A 20,750-nucleotide genomic window follows, 5' to 3' on the forward strand; every position below is an offset into this window, starting at 1 on the left:
CGCTCCCAGATACGGACGCAGGCCATGCTGTTCGAGACGTGACAGCACGTCAACGGTCCGGACAGGACTGGCTCCGGTCCGGACCGCGACGGCATCGCATTCGGTCAGTGTCGGTCAGTGTCGCTCCACTTCGGTCAGCCGGTCGCCGGCACCTCCAGGCGGCTGATCCGTACCGCTCCCTTGGCGTCGCCCGGGTGGGCGCTGGTCATCAGGAGCCGGAGCCGGGTGCCGCGCACCGCGTCGAAGGTGATCACCGTGGAGGCGTCGGACTCCGTGGCCCATTCGGTCTTCACGCCCTCGACGGGCACGTACCGCCTGCCGTCCCAGACCGAGACCTCGACCGACGCGGGCAGGGTGTGCGCGGCGCCGACGGTGAAGGAGACCTCCACCCGGTCGACCGTGCGGGGCCGGCCCCAGTCGACCGAGACCCAGTCCTCGGCGCGGGCACCGTTGAACGCGGGCAGCAGGGCCGTGGCCGCCTTGCTGAACGCGTTGGACCAGCCGGTGGACGGGTCGCCGTCGAGCATGGCGGCCGGGAGGGTGTCGGGGCGGCCCGAGTAACTGGCGTCGGCGAACGGGTAGTTCGGGGATGACGGATGCTCCGCCTCGAACTCGGCCGGTGGCGTGGTCGCCTTCGAGCGGGCCTGGGTGGCGCGGACGGTCACCGCGCCCGTGCGCAGCCCCTCCGCGCGCGCCGTCACCTTCAGGGAACCGGCCTCGGTACCGGAGCGCACGATCGCGAGTGCCTTGCCGTGGAAGGCCGTCCGGGTGGTGGCCTGGTAGCGTTCGGCGCTCTCCTCGCGCCCGTTGTCGAGGCCCGCGAGCGAGCCGCCGTCGACGTCGAAGGTGATCAGGTGCTCGGCGCCGGGGACGACCACTCCCCGGGCGTCGACCACCTCGGCGGTGACGAAGCACAGTGAACGGCCGTCGGCGGCGAGGGACTTGCGGTCGGAGGTGAGACGGACCGCGTGCGGCCTGCCCGCCGTGCGCAGGACGTCCGTGGCGACCGTCCGGCCGTCACGGCGCGCCACCGCCTTCAGCTCACCGGGCTTGAACGGGACCTTCCAGGTGAGGTGGAGCTTGCCCGCGCTGCCGTTCGGGCTGGTGTAACTGCCCGGGTAGGGGCCGGAGGTGACGGTCTTGTCGTCGCCGCTGGCCTCGGTGGTCTCCAGGTACGGGCGCCCGTCGACGGTCTTCTTCCTGTCGAACTTCCCTGCACCGAGAGACTTGCCGTTGAGGTACAGCTCGACGGTGTCGACGTTGGAGTAGGCCCACACCTCGACGGTGTCGCCCTCCGCGTGGTTCCAGGTCATGGGCAGCAGGTGGACCATGGGCTCGTCGGTCCACTGGCTCCTGAAGAGGTGGTACGTGTCCTTGGGGAACCCGGCGGTGTCGACGGCGCCGAAGAAGGACGCCTTCACGGGGAACACGTCGTACGGCGTGGGCTCACCGATGTAGTCGATGCCGGACCACAGGAACTCCCCGGTGAACCACTTGCGGTCCCGGTCCTTCTTCAGCCCGTACTCGCCGCTGTACGTCCATGTGGCGAGGTTGTTGTCGTACGAGGAGGTCGCGCGCTTGCCCGGGGTGTGGTTCTCGCCCGTGTTGAGGCGCTCCGGCTCCTGGTAGGTGCCGCGGGTCGAGGTCTCCGACGAGGACTCCGACTCGAACAGGAACAGCTTCGGGTAGCGGGCGTGCAGGGCGTCGACCGAGGCGGCCGAGTTGTAGTTGACTCCCAGGCCGTCGAGCTTGGCGAGGATCAGGTCGGCCGGGGAGCCCTCGGCGGGCACGCTGCGGTGCCGGTGGGAGCCGATGATGACGGGGCGGGTGGCGTCGTACTTCTTCACCCCCGCGATCAGCCGGTCCGCGATGGTGAGGCCCGCGGTGGAGGTGAACTCGGAGATCTCGTTGCCGATGGACCACATGATGACGGCGGGCGAGTTGCGGTTCGCGAGGACCATCTCCGCGATGTCCCGGTCGGACCACTCGTCGAAGAACCGGCCGTAGTCGTAGCGGGTCTTGCTGCTGCGCCAGCAGTCGAAGGCCTCCACGATCATGACGATGCCGAGCCGCTCACAGGCCGCGAGCACCTCGGGCGCGGGCGGGTTGTGGGAGGTGCGCAGTGCGTTGACGCCCATGCTCTTCATGATGACCAGTTGCCGCTCGACGGCGTCCACGTGGACGGCCGAGCCGAGGGCGCCGAGGTCGTGGTGGAGGTTGACGCCCTGCAGTTTGACGTAACGGCCGTTCAGAGTGAGGCCGTTGTCAGCGTCAAGGGTGAAGTGGCGGATGCCGAAGGGGGTTTCGTACGTGTCGACCGTGTGGCCGTCGACCCGGAGTTCGGTCCGCAGGGTGTAGAGCCGGGGGGTGTCGATGTCCCACACCTTGGGGTCCGGGACGGCGAGTTCGTGGGTCGCGGTCTCCGGATCCGCGGCGGCCGTGACGGTGGACTCCGCGCGGGCGACCGTGCGGCCCTCGGGGTCCACGACCCGGGATCTCACGGTGATCTCTCCGCCGGTGCCCGACTCGTCGACGACGGTGGTCCGGGCCCGTACGAGGGCGCGGTCGTCGGTGAGCTCCTCCGTCGTGACGTACGTGCCCCAGCGCTGGACGTGCAGGGGATCGGTGACGACGAGCCGGGCCGGGCGGTAGATGCCGCTGCCCGAGTACCAGCGGCTGCTGGGGAGCCGGTTCTGGACCTTGACCGCGATGACGTTGGGGGTGGTGCCGTCGGTGTGCAGCAGGTCGGTGACGTCGAGCGCGAACCCGGTGTACCCGTAGGGGTGGCGGCCGGCCTCGGTGCCGTTGCAGTAGACGTACGAGTCCATGTAGACGCCGTCGAACTCCACCGAGACGCGTTTGCCGGCGAGGGCGGGCGGGAGGGTGAAGGAGACGCGGTACCAGCCGAGGCCTCCGGGGAGGAAACCGGTGCCGCTGGTGGCGCCGAGCTCGGTGGTGGGGGTCTGCTCGATGCTCCAGTCGTGGGGCACGGCCACCTGGCGCCACGCCGAGTCGTCGTAGCCGGGTTTCATGGCGTCGGCGTAGCCGCCGGTCGGGTCCGTGATGCCGCCGGGGTTGACCAGCGCGAAGCGCCAGCCGTCGCGGAGGTCGATCGTGTGCCCCGAGGTGGCGCGGCCCGGCCGGGCCCGGGCCTCGGCGGCGACGGCGGTGCCCGCGAGCGCACCCGCCATCGGCGCGGCGGAACCCGCGATCAGTAACGACCTGCGCGTGACCGTCATGGTCATCCCTTCGTCGGACGTGCGGTTGGACGAATCCGTGGCACACAAGAAGCGCAAGAGCCCACAAGCGCTCACACGCAACTGCTCGTGAGCAAACAGATTCTGACGCTGTGACACACAGACGCGTCAAGGGCCCGTCCCGCCACTTCCGTCCGCCCTGGCGCAGCGCCACCACTGATCGATCCACCCGCTCACACCACATCCCGCGTGCACGGCACGGTGACGCACTAGGCTGGATTTCGCCCGTATGCGCGTTCGGCCCTGCGAAATGGAATATGGCTACGATGAGGAGCCGCAAGCTGACAGAAGGTGACGCCCCGGCGTATTCCTTCGACGGCACTGTTACGGCACGAGCGATCGTGGCCGCCGACGGGTCGGTCGTCGAGTGGAACGAGGGCGCGCGTCGGCTGCTCGGCTGGTCGGAGCCGGACGTCCTGGGCCGCTCCGCCGGGCGTCTGCTCGCCCCGGGCGGTTCCGTCCGGCAGCCGCCGTCCGGCAGCCCCGTGTGGAGCGGCACGGTTCCCCTGCGTCACCAGAACGGCCGGACGGTGTCGGTGTGGCTGCTCGCCCACCTCCGCCGGGCGGCGGACGGTGACGGGGACGGCGGCTGGCTGGTTCTCTGCCCCCTGGAGGACCCCGGCCCGCTCAGTCGCGACGAGCCTCTCTCCGCGGCGCTGATGACCCAGTCGCCGTGCGCGGCGGCCGTGTTCGACGAGCGGCTGCGGCTGCGCGGCATCAACGACGTGATGGCGGACGCCGTCGGCATGCCGGAGGAGAACCTTCGGGGGCTGCACATGAACGAGATCGTGGGCGGCCGGCAGGGCGAGAAACTGGAGGAGCAGCTGCGCGAGGTGCTCGGCAGCGGCCGCCGCAAGGACGTGCAGACCTTCCTGCGGGCCGCCGACGAGGACGGGGCGCACGCCTGGTCGGCACGGATCGCCCCGCTGACCGACACCGACGGCCAGGTCATCGGGGTCTGCGTGACCGGCCACGACATCACCGAGCAGTACCAGGCCCGGCAACGGCTGCAGCTGGTGAACGAGGCCAGTATCCGCATCGGCACCACCCTCGACGTGACGCGCACCGCCCAGGAGCTGGCGGACGTGTGCGTGCCCACCCTCGCCGACTTCGTCAGCGTGGACCTCATGGAGTCCCTGGTCCACGGGGACGAGCCGGCCGCGGGACCGCTGTCCGCGCCGTTCACGCTGCGCCGCGCCGCCCACCAGTCGGTGAACCCGGGAAGCCCCGAGGCCGTGGTCGAGCTGGGAGGCGTGGACGTCTACCCGGCCACCTCACCCCAGGCCGCCTCCCTGACGGCCGGGCGGACGGTCGTCGCGACGGACCCGGCCAGCACGCTCGCGAAGTGGCTCGACTGGGACCCGGTGCGCGCGGCGCGGGTCAAGGAGTACGGCATCCACGCCACGATGTCGGTCCCCATCCGGGCCCGAGGCACGACCCTCGGCGTGGCCGTGCTCACCCGGTTCCAGCGCAAGGACCCGTTCACCCCCGACGACGAGATGCTCGCCGAGGAGGTTACGGCCCGCGCCGGTGTCTGTATCGACAACGCCCGCCGCTTCTCCCGCGAGCGTGAGACCGCGCTGGCCCTCCAGCGCAGCCTGCTCCCCCAGACACTGCCCAGCATGCCCGCGCTGGAGGCGGCGTCGCGCTACCAGCCTGCGGCGAAGGCCGGCGTGGGCGGCGACTGGTTCGACGTGATCCCGCTGTCGGGCATGCGGGTCGCCATGGTGGTCGGTGACGTCGTCGGCCACGGAATCGAGGCGTCGGCGACGATGGGACGGCTGCGTACGGCCGTCCGTACGCTCGCGGACGTCGACCTGGCGCCGGACGAGCTGCTCACCCATGTCGACGACCTCGTCGTACGGCTGTCGCAGGAGGCCGGTGCCCAAGGGGTGACCGAGGTGGGGGCCACGTGCCTGTACGCGGTGTACGACCCGGTCAGCCGCCTGTGCAGTTTCGCGCGGGCGGGACATCCGCCGCCGGTGGTGCTCGCGCCGGACGGACGGCGACTGGACGTGCACGTGCCGGCGGGGCCGCCGCTGGGTCTCGGCGGGCTGCCGTTCGAGTCCACCGAGCTGGAGCTGCCCGAGGGCACGATGCTCGCCCTCTACACCGACGGGCTGATCGAGAGCCGTGACCGGGACATCGACGCCGGCCACGAGCTGCTGACCCTGGCCCTGTCCGGCTCGACCGGTTCCCTGGACGAGGTCTGCCAGGACGTCATGGGATCGATGCTGCCGTCGTCCGGGGCGCCGGACGACGTGGCCCTGCTGCTGGCCCGGACCCGCGGGCTGAAGCCCTCCCAGGTCGCGACCTGGGCGCTGCCGGCCAACCCCGCTGTCGTCGCCCGCACCCGCCAGTACGTCCTGGACAAGCTGGCGGCGTGGGAACTGACCGAGATGGCGTTCACCGTGGAGCTCGTGGTGAGCGAGCTGGTCACCAACGCGATCCGGCACGGCGCGCCACCGATCCAGCTGCGGCTCATCCACGACGACTCCACGCTGATCTGTGAGGTGTCCGACTGCAGCGGGACCGCTCCGCACCTGCGCCGTGCGAAGACGTTCGACGAGGGCGGGCGGGGGTTGCTTCTGGTGGCCCAGCTCACCCAGCGGTGGGGCAGCCGCCACACGGGAGAGGGCAAGACGATCTGGGCGGAGCTGAGCCTGGCGGAGAGCTGAGTGACGGTGGGGCCAGGCCGGCGGGGCGCACACCCGCCATGGGGGTTCTGTCGTAGGGCGGCCACCGGATCAGCCACATCAGACCCGCAGCCGCCGAACAACCCCACCCCTACGGCGGCTGCGCAAGCATCGTCAACCGCCCCTCACTCCATCCCGGTAACCCCCCGGAGGGACCCCGTACCGCTGTCTGAACACCCGGCTGAAGTGGAAAGGGCTACGGAAACCCGAGGCGGCAGCCACCCGCTCGACCGGCAGGTCCGTCGCTTCGAGGAGCCGGGCCGCGTGCACCAGCCGGGCATCGAGGAGCGCCCGCATCGGCGAGAGGCCGAGCTGCTCGGTGAACAGGTGCGCGAACCGGGACGGCGAGAGCGAGACGCGCGCGGCGAGGGAGCGGACGGTGTGCGCGGCGCCCGGGTCCGCGGCGATCAGTCCTTCCGCCCGCAGGATCCGGGAATCGACCTCCGACCGGCCCGATCCCTCCACACGGGCCGTGGCGAGCAGCACGACCTCCTCCAGCGAGCACAGGGCCAGCTCACGGGCCGCCGTGCCGTGTGCCACGGCCACCTCACCGACCGCCGGAGACCCCTCGAGGGCCGGTGGTGCGCCCTCCCCCGTCCAGCGTGCGTCGGCGATCATCCGGCCGAACGCGGTGGTGACGCGGTCCCGGACGCCTCCGTGGGTGTGCGTGACGGCGTAGAGGCGGTCGCCGATCCCGTACGGCCGCAACCAGTCGGCCCATGACGTCCGGGACGGGCAGTGGGCCCAGCAGAACGCCCAGTGCTCGGCGCCGGGCAGGACGGCGTAGCGGTGCGGCACACCGGGGCCCAGGACGACGAGATCGCCCGGGCCCGCGACCACCTCGGTCGCGCCCTGGCGCAGCAGTCCTGCGCCGTCCGTCGTCCAGGTGAACAGCCAGTTGTCCGATCCGCCCGGCCGGTTGATCCGGTAGCCGGGTCCCTGGTCGAAGCGCCCGACGGTCACCAGGCCCGCCGGCGGCGACGGGGCAGCGGTCTCGGACAAGTTGTCAGCACGCATGGGCATCCTCCCGGAAGACGCTCCGACCTAGCGTGGAGCAGGAGGGGCGCCGATGAGAAGGGACACACGGATGACAGTCACGGACAGGCTGGACCGCAGGGCCGACTTCGAAGAGAACGGCTGTCTGGTGGTGCGCGGGCTGTTCTCCGCCGCCGAGATCGACGACCTGTGCGCGGAGTTCGCGGCACTGCGGGCGGGCGGCCCCGTCCCGGGGCACTTCCAGCCCCGGACGAGCGGGGTCGACAACCCCGCGGACCCGCTGAACACCTACCCCCGGGTCATGCACCCGCATCGCATCAACGACCTGTCCCTGCGCGTCCTCCTCGACGCGCGGCTGCGGGAGATCCTCGAAGAGCTGCTGGGCGAGGAGGTCCTGGCCGCGCAGAGCATGTTCTACTTCAAGCCGCCGGGCGCCCGCGGTCAGGCGCTGCACCAGGACAACTTCTACCTGCGGGTGGAGCCGGGCACCTGTGTGGCCGCGTGGATCGCGTGCGACGTGATCGACCGGGACAACGGCGGTCTGGAGGTCGTGCCGGGCACGCACCGCATGGACCTGTTCTGCCCGGAGGAGGCGGACGCCGAACTGTCCTTCGTCCGGGAGTACGTGCCGCCGCCGCCCGGCCTGACCGCCGTGCCCGTCGACATGGAGCCGGGTGACGTGCTGTTCTTCAACGGCAGCCTGGTGCACGGTTCCCAGCCCAACCGCACCGCCGACCGCTTCCGCCGCTCCTTCATCGGCCACTACGTCGGCCGCTCCACCGAGCGCATCGGCGCGTTCTACCACGCCCTCACGATGAGCGGCGATCCCGTCGCCCTGGCGGAGAGCGAGGGCGCGGGTCCGTGCGGCACGGAGTTCGAGGCCGCGGGCGCGCACTGATTTTCGTTCAAGGGCGGGCGCTGCGATCGCTGTTACGGCGACGGCACCATCAGGGTGGAGATGAACTTCCTGCCGGACGTGTACGTGCCGTGCGAGGTCTGCCACGGCGCCCAGTACAACCGGGAGACGCTGAAGGTCCACTACAAGGGCCGCTCCATCGCCGACGTCCTCGCCATGACCGTCGAGGAGGGCCTGGCCTTCTTCGACGGACACCGGATCATCTCCCGTCACGACGTCGGGCTCGGTTACCTCAGGCTCGGCCAGCCGGCGACCACGCTGTCCGGCGGCGAGGCTCAGCGCGTCAAGCTCGCCTCCGAGCTCCAGCGCCGAACGCGCGGACGCCCCTTGTACGTCCTCGACTCCCCGAACCGGTGGCGGCCAGTCCGTTCTCGTACACCGGGCAGTTCCTGCGCCCGCTGCTGGAGGTGGGGTGACGTGAGCGTCACGGACAGGGAGCCGTCCCGGGTCACCCGCGCGGCGTGAACTCCTTGAGCCACTTGGTGAACTGCTTCTCCGGGTCCCCGGTGTACGACCACGGTGTGCGTGTGCCGCGGCGGTCGAGCAGCCGGAACAGCGGTGCGGCGGCGTCCTTCAGTCCGGCCAGGCAGGCGGCGTGTGCGAGGTAGTTGACGTCGCGCAGTTCTCCGGGTTCGACCGGACCGTCCACCCGGTGCGCGATCCAGCGTTGCCAGGTGCGCCGTACGTCGCCCGCGGCGCCCTCGTTGTTCCAGTGCTGGCCGAGGCCGAGGGCGGCCTTCCTTCCCTGTACCTCCTCCTGGAGGGAGCGGTACTCCTCGACGCGGGCGTACTGCACGAGCACCGGCAGCGCCGAGCCGGGCGGTGCCACGCCGGCCGCGTCGCGCGCGAAGTCGTACATCAGGCCGTGCGAGCCGTGCCAGCGCGACGAGTAGTAGTGCAGGACCTGGAGGTGGCCCTCCACGCTGTACGGGTCACGGTCGTACACCTCGTCCCACCAGCGGGCCAGTTCCTGGCGGCGCACCCCTCCGGGGTAGAGCCGTGCCACGGAGATCAGGGAGATCCACGGAGTCGGGTCGTCCGGATACGCGTCCGCGGCGTCGAAGCAGGCCATCGCCGCGCTGTCGACGCGTTGCCGGTCGATGGCGGCGCCCCGGCCCGCGGCGATGGCCAGGTGGAAGGCCCGTGCCGTCTCGGTCGCGGCCCGCAGCACCAGGGCGTCGGCGCTGTGCGGTTCCGCGGACAGCCAGGCCTCCGCCGTCGACGTGCCGGCGCAGGCCTGGGCGAGCAGCCGGACGCGGTGGCCCCGGGGCAGCCACGCGGGGGTTGCGCGCAGCAGCTCTCGCAGTCCCTGCCAGCGGCCGATGACGATGTCCTGCCGGGCGCTGGTGAGGGCCGCGTCCCCGCAGTCGGGGTCGAAGTCGGGTGTGAAGCGCTCTCGCGCCATCGGGGGCCCTCTCAGAAGTCGGTGGGGAGACCCTCGTGGACGCGGGACTGTTCGGCCGCCGCGGCGGCGTACCCGTCTGCGGAGTGGTCCAGGTCGACGGCCTGGGCGGCGTCCAGCCTGGCGGGCCGGTAGTAGTCGCTGCCCTGCTTCCAGTACCAGAGCATCGGGATCAGGCCGACGCCGAGCCCGCCGATACCGATGGCGACGGCCGTGGTGCTCAGCTCGCCGAGCGACTCGATGAAGATCCAGAACATGAACAGGGCGCCGAGCAGCGGCCACAGTCCGCCGAAGAGGAAGTTGGACGGTGACTTCAGCAGCATCTTGCGGTAGGCGACGACGACCGCGAGGCCGGCCAGCCCGTAGTAGACGGCGATCTGCAGGCCGATCGCGGAGATGGCGTCGGAGAGGATGTCGCCGACCGAGCCGAGGGCGTTGGAGGCGATGAACAGCACCAGTGCCACCGCGCCGACGACGGCGATGGCCATCCACGGGGTGTTCCACTTCCGGTGCACCCGGCCCAGTGCCCCGGGCATCGTACGGTCGCGGCCCATCGCGAACAGGGAGCGTGTGACCTGGATGAGCGTGGTCTCCAGGGTGGCGATGGTGGACAGCATCACGGCGACGATCAGCAGCTTGCCACCCCAGCCGGGCCATATCTCGTCGCCGAGGACGGCCAGTACGTTGGCGTCGTTGTCCTGGATCTGCTTGTCGCTGAGGATGACGTTCACCGCGATGGTGAAGACCTCGAAGAGCAGGAAGACGATGGCCACACCGATCAGTCCGGCGAGGCCGGTGGTACGGCGGCTGTCGCGGGTCTCCTCGCTGAGGTTGCTGGTGACGTCCCAGCCCCAGTAGTAGAAGGCGGCGATGAGCGCGCCGGACGCGAAGCCGGTCATGCCGTTGAAGTGGGAGAAGCCCAGCCAGGACCAGTCGAAGGCGCGGGCGTGGCCGCTGTGCAGCAGCGCGCCGACGGCGAACGCTGCCAGGATGACGAGTTCGATGCCGGACATGATGATCTGGGCGCGGACGGTGAGGCGGGCGCCGCCGAGGACGACGAACAGCATGACGAGGAACCAGAAGGCGCCGACCGTGGTGGCCAGCGCGGTGTTGTCCGCGAGGTTCTCGTCGAACAGGGACAGCGTCATGGATCCGGCGGGCAGGGAGCCCGCCACCATGAAGATGGTCGCGGAGATCACCAGGGCCCAGCCGCTGATGAACCCGAGGAAGGGGTGAAGCGTGCGGCCCACCCAGGAGTAGCTGGCGCCCGCGTTGACGTCGATGCGGCCAAGGTAGCTGAAGGCCAGGGCGATGCCCAGCATGGGTATCGCGCAGTACAGCAGCGCGGCGGGGCTGGCGAGGCCCACCGCACCCACGAGCACCGCGGTGGTGGCGGCGATGGAGTAGGCCGGCGCGCTGCCCGCGACCGCCATCACCACCGTGTCGAACATGCCGAGGACATTGGCCTGCAGGCCTCTGCCCCTCAAGTTGCTCATGGGTGCGCCGCTTTCGTGCTCGCACGCGCGCAGGCGGCATCGCCCGTCGGCGTGGGGGGTGTCGGGGGATGGCACAGCCTCGGACCCGGAGGGGGAGGGCTTCGGGCCCGGGGCTGGGAACGGTGACGTGACCGCCCCGCACCGTTGGAATGGACGGACGATCTCCGTGTGTGCGAGCGATGATATCCGTGCTTCTTGACCATTCAAGATAAACCAGTGAGTAATGTGATTCCTTGGTCAAGACTTCACACTTGGTCCCATCGGCACGGTTGATGCCAACGGCCGTCGCCGCGGTGTTTCCCCCGAGTTCAGCGTGTGACGGCGGGCCGGTCGCCGTCCGCGTCGGGGGTGAGCAGATCGAGGGCCCGCTCCCAGGCGAACTCGGCGCGTTCGCCGTTCTGCCGGGGTTCGCCGGAGTAGGGGTCTCCGAACCGGACGCCCATCTCGCGCAGCCGGGCGAGGCTCGCGCGGTAGGCGGGGTGGGCCGCCAGCGCGTCGGCCACACAGGGCAGGACGGCGATCGGGACGCCGAGGCCGTACGCCTCGCAGAGGGTGCCGAGGGCGAGGGTGTCGGCCGTGCCCGCCGCCCACTTGTTGATCGTGTTGAAGGTGGCGGGCGCGACGACCACGGCGTCGGGCGCGGGGAAGGGGCGCGGGTCGCCCGGGGACCGCCACGCGGAGCGGATGGGCCGGCCGGTCTGTGCCTCGACGGCGGCGGTGTCGAAGAAGCCGCCCATGGCGACCGGGGTGGCGATCACACCGACGTCCCAGTTCCGCCCCAGCGCCGCGGTGATCAGCCTGCCGACGTCCGCGGCGATTCCGGCCGCGCAGACGACGACGTAGAGGAAGGGCTTCTCGGCCTGTTCGGTCACCCGGGAACCCTACTGAACTCGCAATCCCTACTGAACGGGGAACGACTGCCCATGCTCCGCCTCCGGCCGGGGCCCGAAGACCCGCCGGTCCTTCTCCTCGATCCGTACGTCGTTGATGCTGGCCTCCCGCCGGGTCATCAACCCGTGCTCGTCGAACTCCCACAGCTCGTTGCCGTAGGAACGCCACCACTGGCCGTCGGCATCGCGTGACTCGTACTGGAAGCGGACGGCGATGCGGTTGCCGTCGAAGGCCCACAGGTCCTTGCGCAGCGCGTACTCCCGCTCGCGCTCCCACTTCGCGGTGAGGAACGCGACGATCTCCTCGCGGCCGGCGACGAAGGTGTCGCGGTTGCGCCAGACCGAGTCCTCGGAGTAGGCGAGCGAGACCTTGTGGGGGTCACGGGTGTTCCAGGCGTCCTCGGCGGCCTGGACCTTCCGCGCGGCGGTCTCACGGGTGAAGGGCGGCAGGGGCGGGCGGTCGGTCATGGTCGCGTCCTTCCGGGGCAATCGTGGTGGACAAGACGGGAGAACGAGCGTTCTCCGGTCCGGCTGCTAACGTAGAGAACGCTCGTTCTCCGGTCAAGGAGTGCCCGTACGAGGAGTGCCCGTACATGGACAGCGCGACAGCCCGCGAACGGGCGCTGGACGCCGCCGAGGAGCTGTTCTACGGGCGCGGTGTCCAAAGTGTCGGCATGGACGACGTCCGCAGCGCGTCCGGCGTGTCGCTCAAGCGGCTCTACCAGCTGTTTCCCGCGAAGGAGCAGCTGGTGGTGGCGTATCTGGAACGGCGCGACGTGCGCTGGCGGCAGCGGCTGGCCGAGTTCGTCGACCGGCACGAGGACCCACGGCGGCGGGTCCTGGCGGTCTTCGACTGGCTGGAGACGTGGTTCGGCGAGCCCGGTTTCCGGGGCTGCGCCTGGATCAACTCCTACGGCGAACTGGGCGCCACCTCGGACGGTGTGGTGGCCCAGGTGCGGGCGCACAAGCAGGCGTTCCGGGACTACCTCGACCACGTCGTGGCCGCCGCCGGCCTGCCGGGCCCCCTCACCGACCAGCTGTTCCTGCTGGCCGAGGGCGCCATGGTCACCGCGGGCATCACCGGGAGCACGGAGCCGGCCGGTCAGGCTCGGAGTGCGGCCGGGGTCCTGCTGAAGGCGTGATCGCTCAGCGGGCGGGAGGCGGGGCAGTGCTGTCGCGGACGACCAGGCGCACCGGGACGACCGGGTCGACGCGCGGCTCGGCCGTGCCGTCGAGCCGGTCCAGGAGGAGCCGCAGGGAGCGGGTGCCGATCTCGGTGAAGTCCGTGCGCACCGTGGTCAGCGGGGGCAGCAGATGGGCCGCCTCGGGGATGTCGTCGTAGCCGACGACGCTGACCTCGTCGGGAACGCGGCGGCCCGCCTCGTGGCAGGCGCGCAGGACGCCGAGTGCCATCTGGTCGTTGGAGGCGAACACCGCCGTGACGTCGGGGCGCCGTGCCAGCTCGCGGCCCAGCGCGTAGCCGGAGTCGGCACTCCAGTCACCGAGGAGGGGTTCGGGGACCTCGGCGCCCGCCGCTTCGAGGGTCTCGCGCCAGCTTGCCCGTCTCAGTTCGGCGGATGTCCAGCCCGTGGGGCCGGCGATGTGCCGGACGGTCGCGTGCCCGAGGCCGAGGAGGTGTGCGGTGGCTGCGCGTGCCCCGGCCCGGGAGTCCGCGCTGACCATGGGGGTGCCGTCCGCGAGGGCGTTGTCGAGCGTCACCAGCGGGGTGTCGAGCCGGGCCTCGGCCAGCGCCCGTCCCACCCAGCGCTGCGGGGCGATGGCGATCACGCCGTCCGCGCCCTCGGCCGACAGCCGGTCCACGGCGCGTACCACGGTGTCCTTGTCGGCCGTGTCGAGGGCGATCGAGCTGACCAGGTAGCCGGCTTCCTGGGCCGCTGTGTTGATGGCGGTCAGGGTGGAGGCGGGCCCGTAGCGGGACGCGTCGAAGGAGATCACGCCGAGCATGCGGGTCCTGCCGCTGGCCAGGGACCGGGCGCTGCGGCTGGGCCGGTAGCCGAGCGACCGCATGGCGTCGAGCACGGCCTGACGGGTCTCGGCCCGCACGGCCGGGTGGTCGTTGAGGACCCGGGAGACGGTCTGTTTGGAGACCCCGGCCAGCCGCGCCACGTCGTCCATCACGGGCCGCGATCCGGCGAAGTTGCGCCTGCTGCGGCCTCTGGGGGCGGCGCCGTCCGTGGCGCTTGGGGTCATGACGGCTGCTTCCTTCGACCTCGTTGCGACGGCCCGACGGCTTCCTCCCGCCCGGCAGACCACAGGATAGGCCGGACGGACGGGACAGGACGGTGAGTCAGGGCGGCGGAACAGGACGGCGGTGCAGGGCGGTGCCCGGGCCCTCAGCCCGCCCTGACCGACCAGGACCGTACGGTGATCCACTCCACCCGCTCGACCGCCGCCACTCCCCCGTCACCCGCCCCCTCGGGCACGTACACGCGGGCGTCGGCGTGCCGGGGCAGGACCCGGAGCCGCAGTCCCCCGGCACGCGGGGCTCCGGTGGGCAAGCGGTGCAGGCCGATGTCCCAGACGCGCCCGGAGTGGAACTGGTCGGCGACCAGGGCGTCCCCCACGTACGCGCGCGCCACGTCGCCCGTCCAGTGGACGCGGAGCAGGGTGCCTGCCGGAAGGTCGTCCGGGATGTCGACGCGGTACTCGGCCGCCGTGGTCTCGAAGTGCTTGTCGGCGGGTGCGCTCGCCCGGTCCAGCACTCCCGTCACGGGCTCGGGTGCCGGTCCCGCGGGCCGGATGCGCGTGACCCGCGCACCGGTGACGCCGGGCACGCCGTCGGCCCGCACCGTGTAGCGGGTGAACACCCCGTCCTCCGTGGCCCGTACGTCCGTCCCGGCCACCACCGGTGTCCGGCCGGGTGCGGGCAGCACGGCGAACGACGGTTCCGGGGACGGGCCGTGGAACCGTACCTCGTCGGCCGCCTCGTCGAAGACGACCCCGTCGGCGCACAGCACCAGCCGCTCGGCGCCCCAGGCCACGCCCCGGTAGACAGTACGGGCCGTGGCCGCGTCCAGCACCAGCAGACCGACGCGCCCGCCCTCCTGGGTGTCCACCTCGACCAGGCAGTCGGTGCCCGGACGCAGGCCGGTGACGAGGGTGCGGTCGCCGATCTGCGCGATGTCACCGGAGGGGGTGCTGACTGACGTCAACGTGCTGGATCCCAGGGCGAGTTCGGGGGTGATGCCGTCGGTGGCGGCCAGGGCGAGGACCGTACGGCCGTGGTCGTCGACGGTGCACACGGGCTGAGCGGTGGCCCAGTCGAGCCGCAGGCCGGCGAGGTCGAGGCGCAGCGGCCAGCAGAAGTAGGCGCCCGCGGGGACCGTGACGGGCGTGCTGGGCAGGGTCAACGGGCCCCTGGCTCCCGGGAGTTCGATGGTGAACGTCGTGTCCGCGTGGTCCGGCAGCGGTTCGTGCGGCTGGTGGTTGGTGACGAACAGGAAGCCGGAGGTGCCGTCGCCGCGCACGGCCCAGCGCAGGGTGTCCCGGTCGTACTGGCCCGTCGGCGGGCGCTCGGGAAGGACGGACTCCATGGGTGCGATGCGGTGGCCGAAGTCCGCCAGCAGCAGGTGCTGGAGGCGCAGTTCGTGGTACGAGGCACGGTACTGGCCGTACTCGCCGAGCGGCGCCTGGAAGTCGTAGGTGAGGACGGGCAGGTCGTTGGGGTAGTCGGTGGCGTGGGACTCCTGCAGGGTCGTCAGCTCACCGGCCGGGTTCGTGCCGCCGTGGAACATGTAGTAGCCCTGCCACACCGATCCGCAGCCGATCTTGGTGAGGCCGAGGGCGCCGATGTCGGCGGCGTCGACGCGCGGCCTGCGGTGGTACGCGACGGCCATGCCGCCGCCCAGCTCGCAGGTGGCCCAGGGGAAGCGGTCCGCGAGGGCGGCCGGGTCGGCGCCCCGCACGGTGGTCGGGCGCAGGTCGGCGCCGATTCCCTCGTCGTCGCGGTGGTGGGTGAAGAAGTAGTGCTTGCGGCAGGTGTCGGGCCAGCCGCCGTCGGCCTCGGTCCAGAACGCCTCCGGGTAGCCGCCGTACAGCGGGAGGAGTTCGTCCGGCGGCAACCGCACCCCGCCCCAGGCGGTCGACGTCCACAGGGGTGCGCTCAGGCCGAGTTCCTGGGCCATGCGTTTCAGGGTGAGCAGGTGGCCGGGCTGGTCGTAGAGCTCGTTCTCGATCTGGATGGCCACGACGGGGCCTCCGTGGGCGCGGTCGAGTCCGCGCAGTTGCTCCGCGACGGCCGCGTACCAGCCGCGTACGGGTTCCAGGTAGGCGGGGTCGTCCGTGCGTGGGGTGCGGGCGCGGGCGAGGAGCCAGTCGGGCAGGCCGCCGCCCCGTACCTCCGCGTGGCTCCACGGCCCGATCCGGGGGATGAAGTCCAGTCCGTGGCGTGCGCACAGTTCGGCGAAGCGGCGCAGGTCCAGGTGGCCGTCGAAGCGGACGCGGCCCTCCACCTCCTCGTGGTGGATCCAGATGACGTAACTGGCGACGGCCGTCACCCCGCCCGCCTTCATCTTCAGCAGTTCCTCCTCCCACTCCCCCGCGGGACAGCGGGAGTAGTGGAACTCACCGGAGACCGGGAACCAGGGGCGGCCGCCGCGGGTGAGCCAGCGACTGGTCACCTCGATCGGGTCGGGCACCCCGGGTGCGTCGGCGAAGGGGAGGTGGCCGCTGAGAGGAGGTGCGGAGGGGGCGGGGACACGGAGCCGGTGCGGGGGTGTCATCGGGGCTTCTCCTGGCCGGGGTCGAGGTGCGGGGCAGGGGACGGAACGGGCTCTGGGTCGGCCTCAGTGAGGGGGGCGCGTGGCCCGGATCAGCCACAGCGTGGCGGCCAGGCACAGCGCGGACACGCCGCACAGCAGGAGCGGGACCGCGCGGATCCCCGACCACTCGATGGCCTTGCCGAGCGCCGGGCCCGCCGCGACACCGCCGGCCATCGACGCGGCGATGACCAGCGCGCCCGCCCTGCGGGCCCTCGGGGCGGCCCTGCTCAGCCACGGCAGTCCGGTGGGGAAGATCGGAGCGATGAACAGGCCGACGCCCGCGTACGCGTACGGGGCGAGCCCGGGAACCGCGGCCAGGAGCAGGCAGACCGTCATGCCCGCGCAGGAGACGGTGATGATGGCCTGGGCCGAGTACCGCAGCGCGAGCGGGGCGACCAGGAAGCGGCCCACCGTCATCATCAGCCAGTAGACGGAGGTGGCCGTCGCGGCGACGCCGGCTCCGTACCCGACCGTCTCCAGATGGGTCGGCTCCCAGCCGCCGACGCCCGCCTCGATGCCCACGTGCAGCACGTAGAGCGCGACGAACACGGCGAGCACCGAGCCGAGGCTGCGCCCAAGGACCTGACCACCGGCCTCCGCCGACGCGGCACCCTCCGGCTGTGGGGCCCGCTCGCGCACGCCGCGCAGGCACAGCAGCAGCGGCAGGTTGGCCGCGGCGAAGGCGAGGAAGACCGCCGGGTAGTGCTCCGAGCCCACGGCGCCGATCAGCGCGGGACCGAGGATGGCGCCGATGCCGAAGTGCGCGTTGAGGATGTTGAGCATCGCGGTCGAGCGGTGACCGAAGCCGACGGCGAACAGCTGGTTGAGGCCGTAGTCGATGCCCCCGAAGCCCAGCCCGGCCAGTAGGGCGGCGGTGAGGCCCAGGGGCCAGTTCGGCGCCAGCGCGAAGCCCGCCGCGCCGACGGCCATGAGGACGTACGAGGCGCCGAGGATCCGGCGGTTGTCGACGCGCCCGAAGAGGCGGTCGAAGAGCAGGACTCCGGCGACACCGCCGACGAAGTGGGCGCTCAGCCCCAGCCCCGCGGCCGACGGGGAGAGCCCGTACTCCTCGCGGAAGGCCGGGATCGCGGGGCCGTACAGGGCCTGGAGCGCGCCGATGAGCACGAAGCCCACGCAGGACGCGACCACCGCGGCCGGGCTGAAGAGCACGGCGCCCGTGGCCGCTGTGGCGCCGTCCGCCGATCGTGCTGCTTCCGTGGTCACAGGGCGACACACTCCTTGACTGGGCGCTGGACCGGGGCAAGAAGTGATGTTACCGGTAACATCCAGCGAGCGACACACAGCCGGTCTTGTTCATGTACGGCGATTACGTGTGAGGTACGGCCGGGGCGGAAACCGGAGTGGATGAATCCCGGGGCGGCTGTTGTTGGCCCTGGGGAGAACCACGTTGCGACGATGGGACGGAAGTCATGCCTCTTGAGGGCGAGTACGTGCCCAGCCCCACGGACTGGGTGCGGGAGCAGGTCGAGTTGTACGAGAGCTCGGGCGGAACCGAGGGAACGACGTTGATGGACACGGGCCTCGCCGTCATCATCCTCACCACGCGCGGCACGAAGAGCGGCAAGATCCGCAAGACGCCTCTGATGCGCGTGGAGCACGAGGGCCGGTACGCCGTCGTGGCCTCACAGGGCGGGGCGCCCAAGCATCCGGTCTGGTACCACAATGTCGTCTCCGATCCGCACGTGGAACTCCAGGACGGGCCCGCACGCCAGGACATGAGGGCCCGCGAGGTCACCGGGGACGAGAAGAAGGCGTGGTGGGAGCGCGCGGTCGCGGCGTATCCGCCGTACGCGGACTACCAGAAGAAGACCGAGAGGGAGATCCCGGTCTTCGTGCTGGAGCCGGTGGACGGCGGCTGAGGCCGGAGGCTGACGGAAGGCGCCCCGGAGGAAAGCCCGAAGAAATCTTCGGTCCGGGACGCATGAACCGTCGGCCGCCGGGCACCCGTGCGTCAGGCCCCGCCGCGCTCCCCCGTCGCGGCGGGGCTTTCCGTTGCCCCGAGGTCCGTGTCCCGGAGGGCCGACGCCTCCGTCACGTCGAGGAAGATCTGCTCGGCCTCGGGGATCGTGTCGGCGATGGAGCGCTTGATGCGTACCGAGACCTCCTCGACCTCCTCGCTGTCGAGGCCGGGGACGAGGTCGACGCGGACGGCCACGAGAGCGGATTCGAGGCCGAGTTGCATGGTCTGGATGGTCTCCACGCTGTCGATCTCGGGCTGCGCCCGCAGCAGGGCGCGGACCCTCCGGCTGAGTTCCGGGTCGGCGGCCCGGCCGATGAGCTGGTCCCTGGCGTCCCGGCCGAGCCAGAACGCGACGTACACCAGCAGCGCGCCGATCGCCAGCGACGCGGACGCCTCCCAGACGACCTGGCCCGTGACCATGTGCAGGGCCATTCCCACCATCGCCAGGGTCACGCCGAGCACGGCGGTTCCGTCCTCGGCGACGACCGTCCGCAGCGCGGGGTCCCGCAGGCCGTCGGCGCCACCGCCCTGCCGGCGCACCTGATGGATGGCACGCAGCAGGGAGGCTCCCTCGGACACCAGGGCGACACCGAGCACGATCAGGCCCGCCACATAGCCGTCCCGCGACTCCTCGGCGCCGCTCCTGAGGGCCTCGACGCCCTGGAAGAAGGAGAAGCAGCCGCCCATGACGAAGATGCCGACGGCCGCGAGCAGTGACCAGAAGAAGCGCTCCTTGCCGTAGCCGAAGGGGTGGCGGCTGTCCGCGGGCCGGCGGCTGCGGCGCAGCGCGGCGAGCAGGAACACCTCGTTCATGCTGTCGGCGACCGAGTGCGCCGCCTCGGACAGCAGCGCGGGCGACGCCGCGAGCACGCCTCCCACGGCCTTCGCCACGGCGATCACGAGGTTCGCCCCCAGCGCGACGAGCACGGTGACGCGCGTCCTGCGGTCCGACCGTGCCTTCCGCTCGGCACGGGCCGTCCGTTTCGAGCGCCGGGTGCCCTCCGCACGCGGCTCTTCCGCGGAGCTCTCCTCGCGCTCCGCGTGTGCGGTGCGATCGCCCGGCGGGGGCCCGTCCGGGGGCGTCATCGCCTGCTCCCCCGGCTGCGGTGGGGACTGCCCCGCGTACGCCTCGCGTTCTTGTGGCGACTGACTGTCGCGGCCTCGGTTTCGGTGGTCCTCCGTCCTTTTCACTCCGGCCGACTGCCCCTGTCGGCGGCGTTCACACCGAGGTACTGACCACGCCCGCCAGGGGTACTCGTCCTCGGATCCACCGGGAAGGAAGGGGCTCATGACAGTCGGCGAGGGGAACAGCGCGTACGGACGGAAGGAGTTCACGCGGTCGAAGAGCCATTTCTCCGACCGTGTCACGGCCGACGGCCGGGACGGCTGGCCCGTGGAGCCCGGCCGCTACCGGCTGGTCGTCAGCCGGGCGTGTCCCTGGGCCAGCCGTGCCGTGATCTCGCGGCGCCTGCTGGGACTCGATCACGCGCTGTCACTGGCGATCGCGGACCCGATCCAGGACGACCGGAGCTGGCGGTTCTCCCTGGACCCGGACGGCCGCGATCCCGTGCTCGGCATCCGCTACCTCAAGGAGGCGTACGACGCACGCGAGACCGGCTACCCGGGCGGGGTGAGCGTGCCCGCGCTCGTCGACGAGCCGAGCGGGCGGCTGGTCACCAACGACTACCAGCGGATCACCCTGGACCTGGCCACCGAGTGGACGGAACTGCACCGCGACGGCGCGCCCGACCTGTACCCGGCCGCCCTGCGCGACGAGATCGACGAGGTGATGGCGGACGTCTACGAGGACGTCAACAACGGTGTGTACAAGGCGGGTTTCGCCAACAACCAGAAGGCGTACGACGAGGCGTGCACGGCGGTGTTCAGCCGGCTGGCGCTGCTCTCCAAGCGTCTTTCCGGGCAGCGTTACCTGGTCGGGGACGCGATCACGGAGGCGGACATCCGTCTGTTCACCACGCTCGTCCGGTTCGACGCCGTCTACCACGGCCACTTCAAGTGCAATCGCTGGAAACTGTCGGAGGACCCGGTGCTGTGGGCGTACGCCCGCGACCTGTTCCAGACGCCCGGGTTCGGTGACACGGTCGACTTCGACCACATCAAGCGGCACTACTACCAGGTGCACACGGGCATCAACCCGACCGGCATCGTGCCGATGGGCCCCGACCTGTCCGGCTGGCTCTCCCCGCACGGCCGTCAGGACCTCGGGGGGCGTCCCTTCGGTGACGGTACGCCGCCCGGTCCGGTACGCGAGTCGGAAACGGTGCCGCCCGAGGGACGTCCCTGAGCAGCGAAGGCAGTGAAGAGAGGAGAGATC

At 71.4% G+C, this 20,750-nt stretch carries 15 protein-coding genes and 1 pseudogene; 6 read left to right on the forward strand and 10 right to left on the reverse strand.

Going from position 1 to position 20,750, the window contains the following annotated elements:
- Positions 1-134: 134 nt before the first annotated feature.
- Positions 135-3,239 (reverse strand): glycoside hydrolase family 2 TIM barrel-domain containing protein, encoded by a 3,105-nt coding sequence (locus tag AB0959_RS22930; protein WP_366828318.1) that lies wholly within the window; start codon positions 3,237-3,239, stop codon positions 135-137.
- 284 nt (positions 3,240-3,523) lie between these two features.
- Between AB0959_RS22930 and AB0959_RS22935 the strand changes: the two genes are divergently transcribed.
- Positions 3,524-5,935: a SpoIIE family protein phosphatase gene (locus AB0959_RS22935; RefSeq protein WP_366828319.1), complete on the forward strand. Its 2,412-nt coding sequence runs from the start codon at positions 3,524-3,526 to the stop codon at positions 5,933-5,935.
- A 132-nt stretch (positions 5,936-6,067) separates the two neighbouring features.
- Here AB0959_RS22935 and AB0959_RS22940 read toward each other — a convergent pair whose 3' ends face one another.
- Positions 6,068-6,970: a helix-turn-helix domain-containing protein gene (locus tag AB0959_RS22940; RefSeq protein ID WP_366828320.1), complete on the reverse strand. Its 903-nt coding sequence runs from the start codon at positions 6,968-6,970 to the stop codon at positions 6,068-6,070.
- A 70-nt stretch (positions 6,971-7,040) separates the two neighbouring features.
- Between AB0959_RS22940 and AB0959_RS22945 the strand changes: the two genes are divergently transcribed.
- Together AB0959_RS22945 and AB0959_RS22950 are read left to right on the forward strand one after the other, a co-directional pair.
- Positions 7,041-7,847, forward strand: coding sequence for a phytanoyl-CoA dioxygenase family protein (locus AB0959_RS22945; RefSeq protein ID WP_366828321.1), 807 nt, complete (start codon positions 7,041-7,043; stop codon positions 7,845-7,847).
- A pseudogene (locus AB0959_RS22950) lies at positions 7,848-8,213 on the forward strand (excinuclease ABC subunit A); the annotation flags it as partial.
- Between the two features lie 100 nt (positions 8,214-8,313).
- On the opposite strand, the gene AB0959_RS22955 reads toward AB0959_RS22950, so the two are convergent.
- The 4 genes from AB0959_RS22955 to AB0959_RS22970 all read right to left on the reverse strand — a co-directional run bounded on the left by AB0959_RS22955 (position 8,314) and on the right by AB0959_RS22970 (position 12,121).
- On the reverse strand, positions 8,314-9,270 hold the full coding sequence (locus AB0959_RS22955) for a hypothetical protein (protein WP_366828322.1): 957 nt from the start codon (positions 9,268-9,270) through the stop codon (positions 8,314-8,316).
- Between the two features lie 11 nt (positions 9,271-9,281).
- Positions 9,282-10,763, reverse strand: coding sequence for an APC family permease (locus AB0959_RS22960; RefSeq protein ID WP_366828323.1), 1,482 nt, complete (start codon positions 10,761-10,763; stop codon positions 9,282-9,284).
- Positions 10,764-11,071: 308 nt separating this feature from the next.
- Positions 11,072-11,635 (reverse strand): flavoprotein, encoded by a 564-nt coding sequence (locus AB0959_RS22965; protein WP_366828324.1) that lies wholly within the window; start codon positions 11,633-11,635, stop codon positions 11,072-11,074.
- A 27-nt stretch (positions 11,636-11,662) separates the two neighbouring features.
- Entirely contained in the window at positions 11,663-12,121 is a 459-nt protein-coding gene (locus tag AB0959_RS22970) for a nuclear transport factor 2 family protein (RefSeq protein WP_366828325.1), read from the reverse strand.
- Between the two features lie 125 nt (positions 12,122-12,246).
- On the opposite strand from AB0959_RS22970, the gene AB0959_RS22975 reads away from it, so the two are divergent.
- Positions 12,247-12,795, forward strand: coding sequence for a TetR/AcrR family transcriptional regulator (locus AB0959_RS22975; RefSeq protein ID WP_366828326.1), 549 nt, complete (start codon positions 12,247-12,249; stop codon positions 12,793-12,795).
- Between the two features lie 4 nt (positions 12,796-12,799).
- Here AB0959_RS22975 and AB0959_RS22980 read toward each other — a convergent pair whose 3' ends face one another.
- The 3 genes from AB0959_RS22980 to AB0959_RS22990 all read right to left on the reverse strand — a co-directional run bounded on the left by AB0959_RS22980 (position 12,800) and on the right by AB0959_RS22990 (position 17,658).
- A complete protein-coding gene (locus AB0959_RS22980; RefSeq protein WP_366828327.1) occupies positions 12,800-13,864 on the reverse strand; it encodes a LacI family DNA-binding transcriptional regulator in 1,065 nt (354 codons plus the stop codon).
- 143 nt (positions 13,865-14,007) lie between these two features.
- Complete coding sequence (locus AB0959_RS22985; protein ID WP_366828328.1) at positions 14,008-16,395, reverse strand: beta-galactosidase; 2,388 nt, start codon at positions 16,393-16,395, stop codon at positions 14,008-14,010.
- A 63-nt stretch (positions 16,396-16,458) separates the two neighbouring features.
- The gene (locus AB0959_RS22990) at positions 16,459-17,658 is read right to left on the reverse strand and encodes an MFS transporter (RefSeq protein ID WP_366828329.1); all 1,200 of its coding nucleotides are present in this window, start codon (positions 17,656-17,658) and stop codon (positions 16,459-16,461) included.
- Between the two features lie 206 nt (positions 17,659-17,864).
- Between AB0959_RS22990 and AB0959_RS22995 the strand changes: the two genes are divergently transcribed.
- On the forward strand, positions 17,865-18,314 hold the full coding sequence (locus AB0959_RS22995) for a nitroreductase family deazaflavin-dependent oxidoreductase (RefSeq protein WP_366828330.1): 450 nt from the start codon (positions 17,865-17,867) through the stop codon (positions 18,312-18,314).
- Between the two features lie 92 nt (positions 18,315-18,406).
- Here the strand turns inward: AB0959_RS22995 and AB0959_RS23000 are convergent, their stop codons facing one another.
- Positions 18,407-19,501: a cation diffusion facilitator family transporter gene (locus tag AB0959_RS23000; RefSeq protein WP_366828331.1), complete on the reverse strand. Its 1,095-nt coding sequence runs from the start codon at positions 19,499-19,501 to the stop codon at positions 18,407-18,409.
- 202 nt (positions 19,502-19,703) lie between these two features.
- On the opposite strand from AB0959_RS23000, the gene AB0959_RS23005 reads away from it, so the two are divergent.
- Positions 19,704-20,720 carry a glutathione S-transferase C-terminal domain-containing protein gene (locus tag AB0959_RS23005; protein WP_366828332.1) on the forward strand — a complete coding sequence of 339 codons (1,017 nt, stop codon included), beginning with the start codon at positions 19,704-19,706 and terminating at the stop codon, positions 20,718-20,720.
- Positions 20,721-20,750: the final 30 nt, after the last annotated feature.

This window comes from Streptomyces sp. NPDC046862 (assembly GCF_040704615.1).
Taxonomy (GTDB): domain Bacteria; phylum Actinomycetota; class Actinomycetes; order Streptomycetales; family Streptomycetaceae; genus Streptomyces.

Bases quoted from the DNA above. Each gene is read 5' to 3' on its own strand.
- AB0959_RS22940 (WP_366828320.1), bottom strand. From the start codon at position 6,970: ATGCGTGCTGACAACTTGTCCGAGACCGCTGCCCCGTCGCCGCCGGCG.
- AB0959_RS22955 (WP_366828322.1), bottom strand. From the start codon at position 9,270: ATGGCGCGAGAGCGCTTCACACCCGACTTCGACCCCGACTGCGGGGAC.
- AB0959_RS22995 (WP_366828330.1), top strand. From the start codon at position 17,865: ATGCCTCTTGAGGGCGAGTACGTGCCCAGCCCCACGGACTGGGTGCGG.
- AB0959_RS22930 (WP_366828318.1), bottom strand. From the start codon at position 3,239: ATGACGGTCACGCGCAGGTCGTTACTGATCGCGGGTTCCGCCGCGCCG.
- AB0959_RS22935 (WP_366828319.1), top strand. From the start codon at position 3,524: ATGAGGAGCCGCAAGCTGACAGAAGGTGACGCCCCGGCGTATTCCTTC.
- AB0959_RS22985 (WP_366828328.1), bottom strand. From the start codon at position 16,395: ATGACACCCCCGCACCGGCTCCGTGTCCCCGCCCCCTCCGCACCTCCT.
- AB0959_RS22980 (WP_366828327.1), bottom strand. From the start codon at position 13,864: ATGACCCCAAGCGCCACGGACGGCGCCGCCCCCAGAGGCCGCAGCAGG.
- AB0959_RS22945 (WP_366828321.1), top strand. From the start codon at position 7,041: ATGACAGTCACGGACAGGCTGGACCGCAGGGCCGACTTCGAAGAGAAC.
- AB0959_RS23005 (WP_366828332.1), top strand. From the start codon at position 19,704: ATGACAGTCGGCGAGGGGAACAGCGCGTACGGACGGAAGGAGTTCACG.
- AB0959_RS22960 (WP_366828323.1), bottom strand. From the start codon at position 10,763: ATGAGCAACTTGAGGGGCAGAGGCCTGCAGGCCAATGTCCTCGGCATG.
- AB0959_RS23000 (WP_366828331.1), bottom strand. From the start codon at position 19,501: ATGACGCCCCCGGACGGGCCCCCGCCGGGCGATCGCACCGCACACGCG.
- AB0959_RS22970 (WP_366828325.1), bottom strand. From the start codon at position 12,121: ATGACCGACCGCCCGCCCCTGCCGCCCTTCACCCGTGAGACCGCCGCG.
- AB0959_RS22975 (WP_366828326.1), top strand. From the start codon at position 12,247: ATGGACAGCGCGACAGCCCGCGAACGGGCGCTGGACGCCGCCGAGGAG.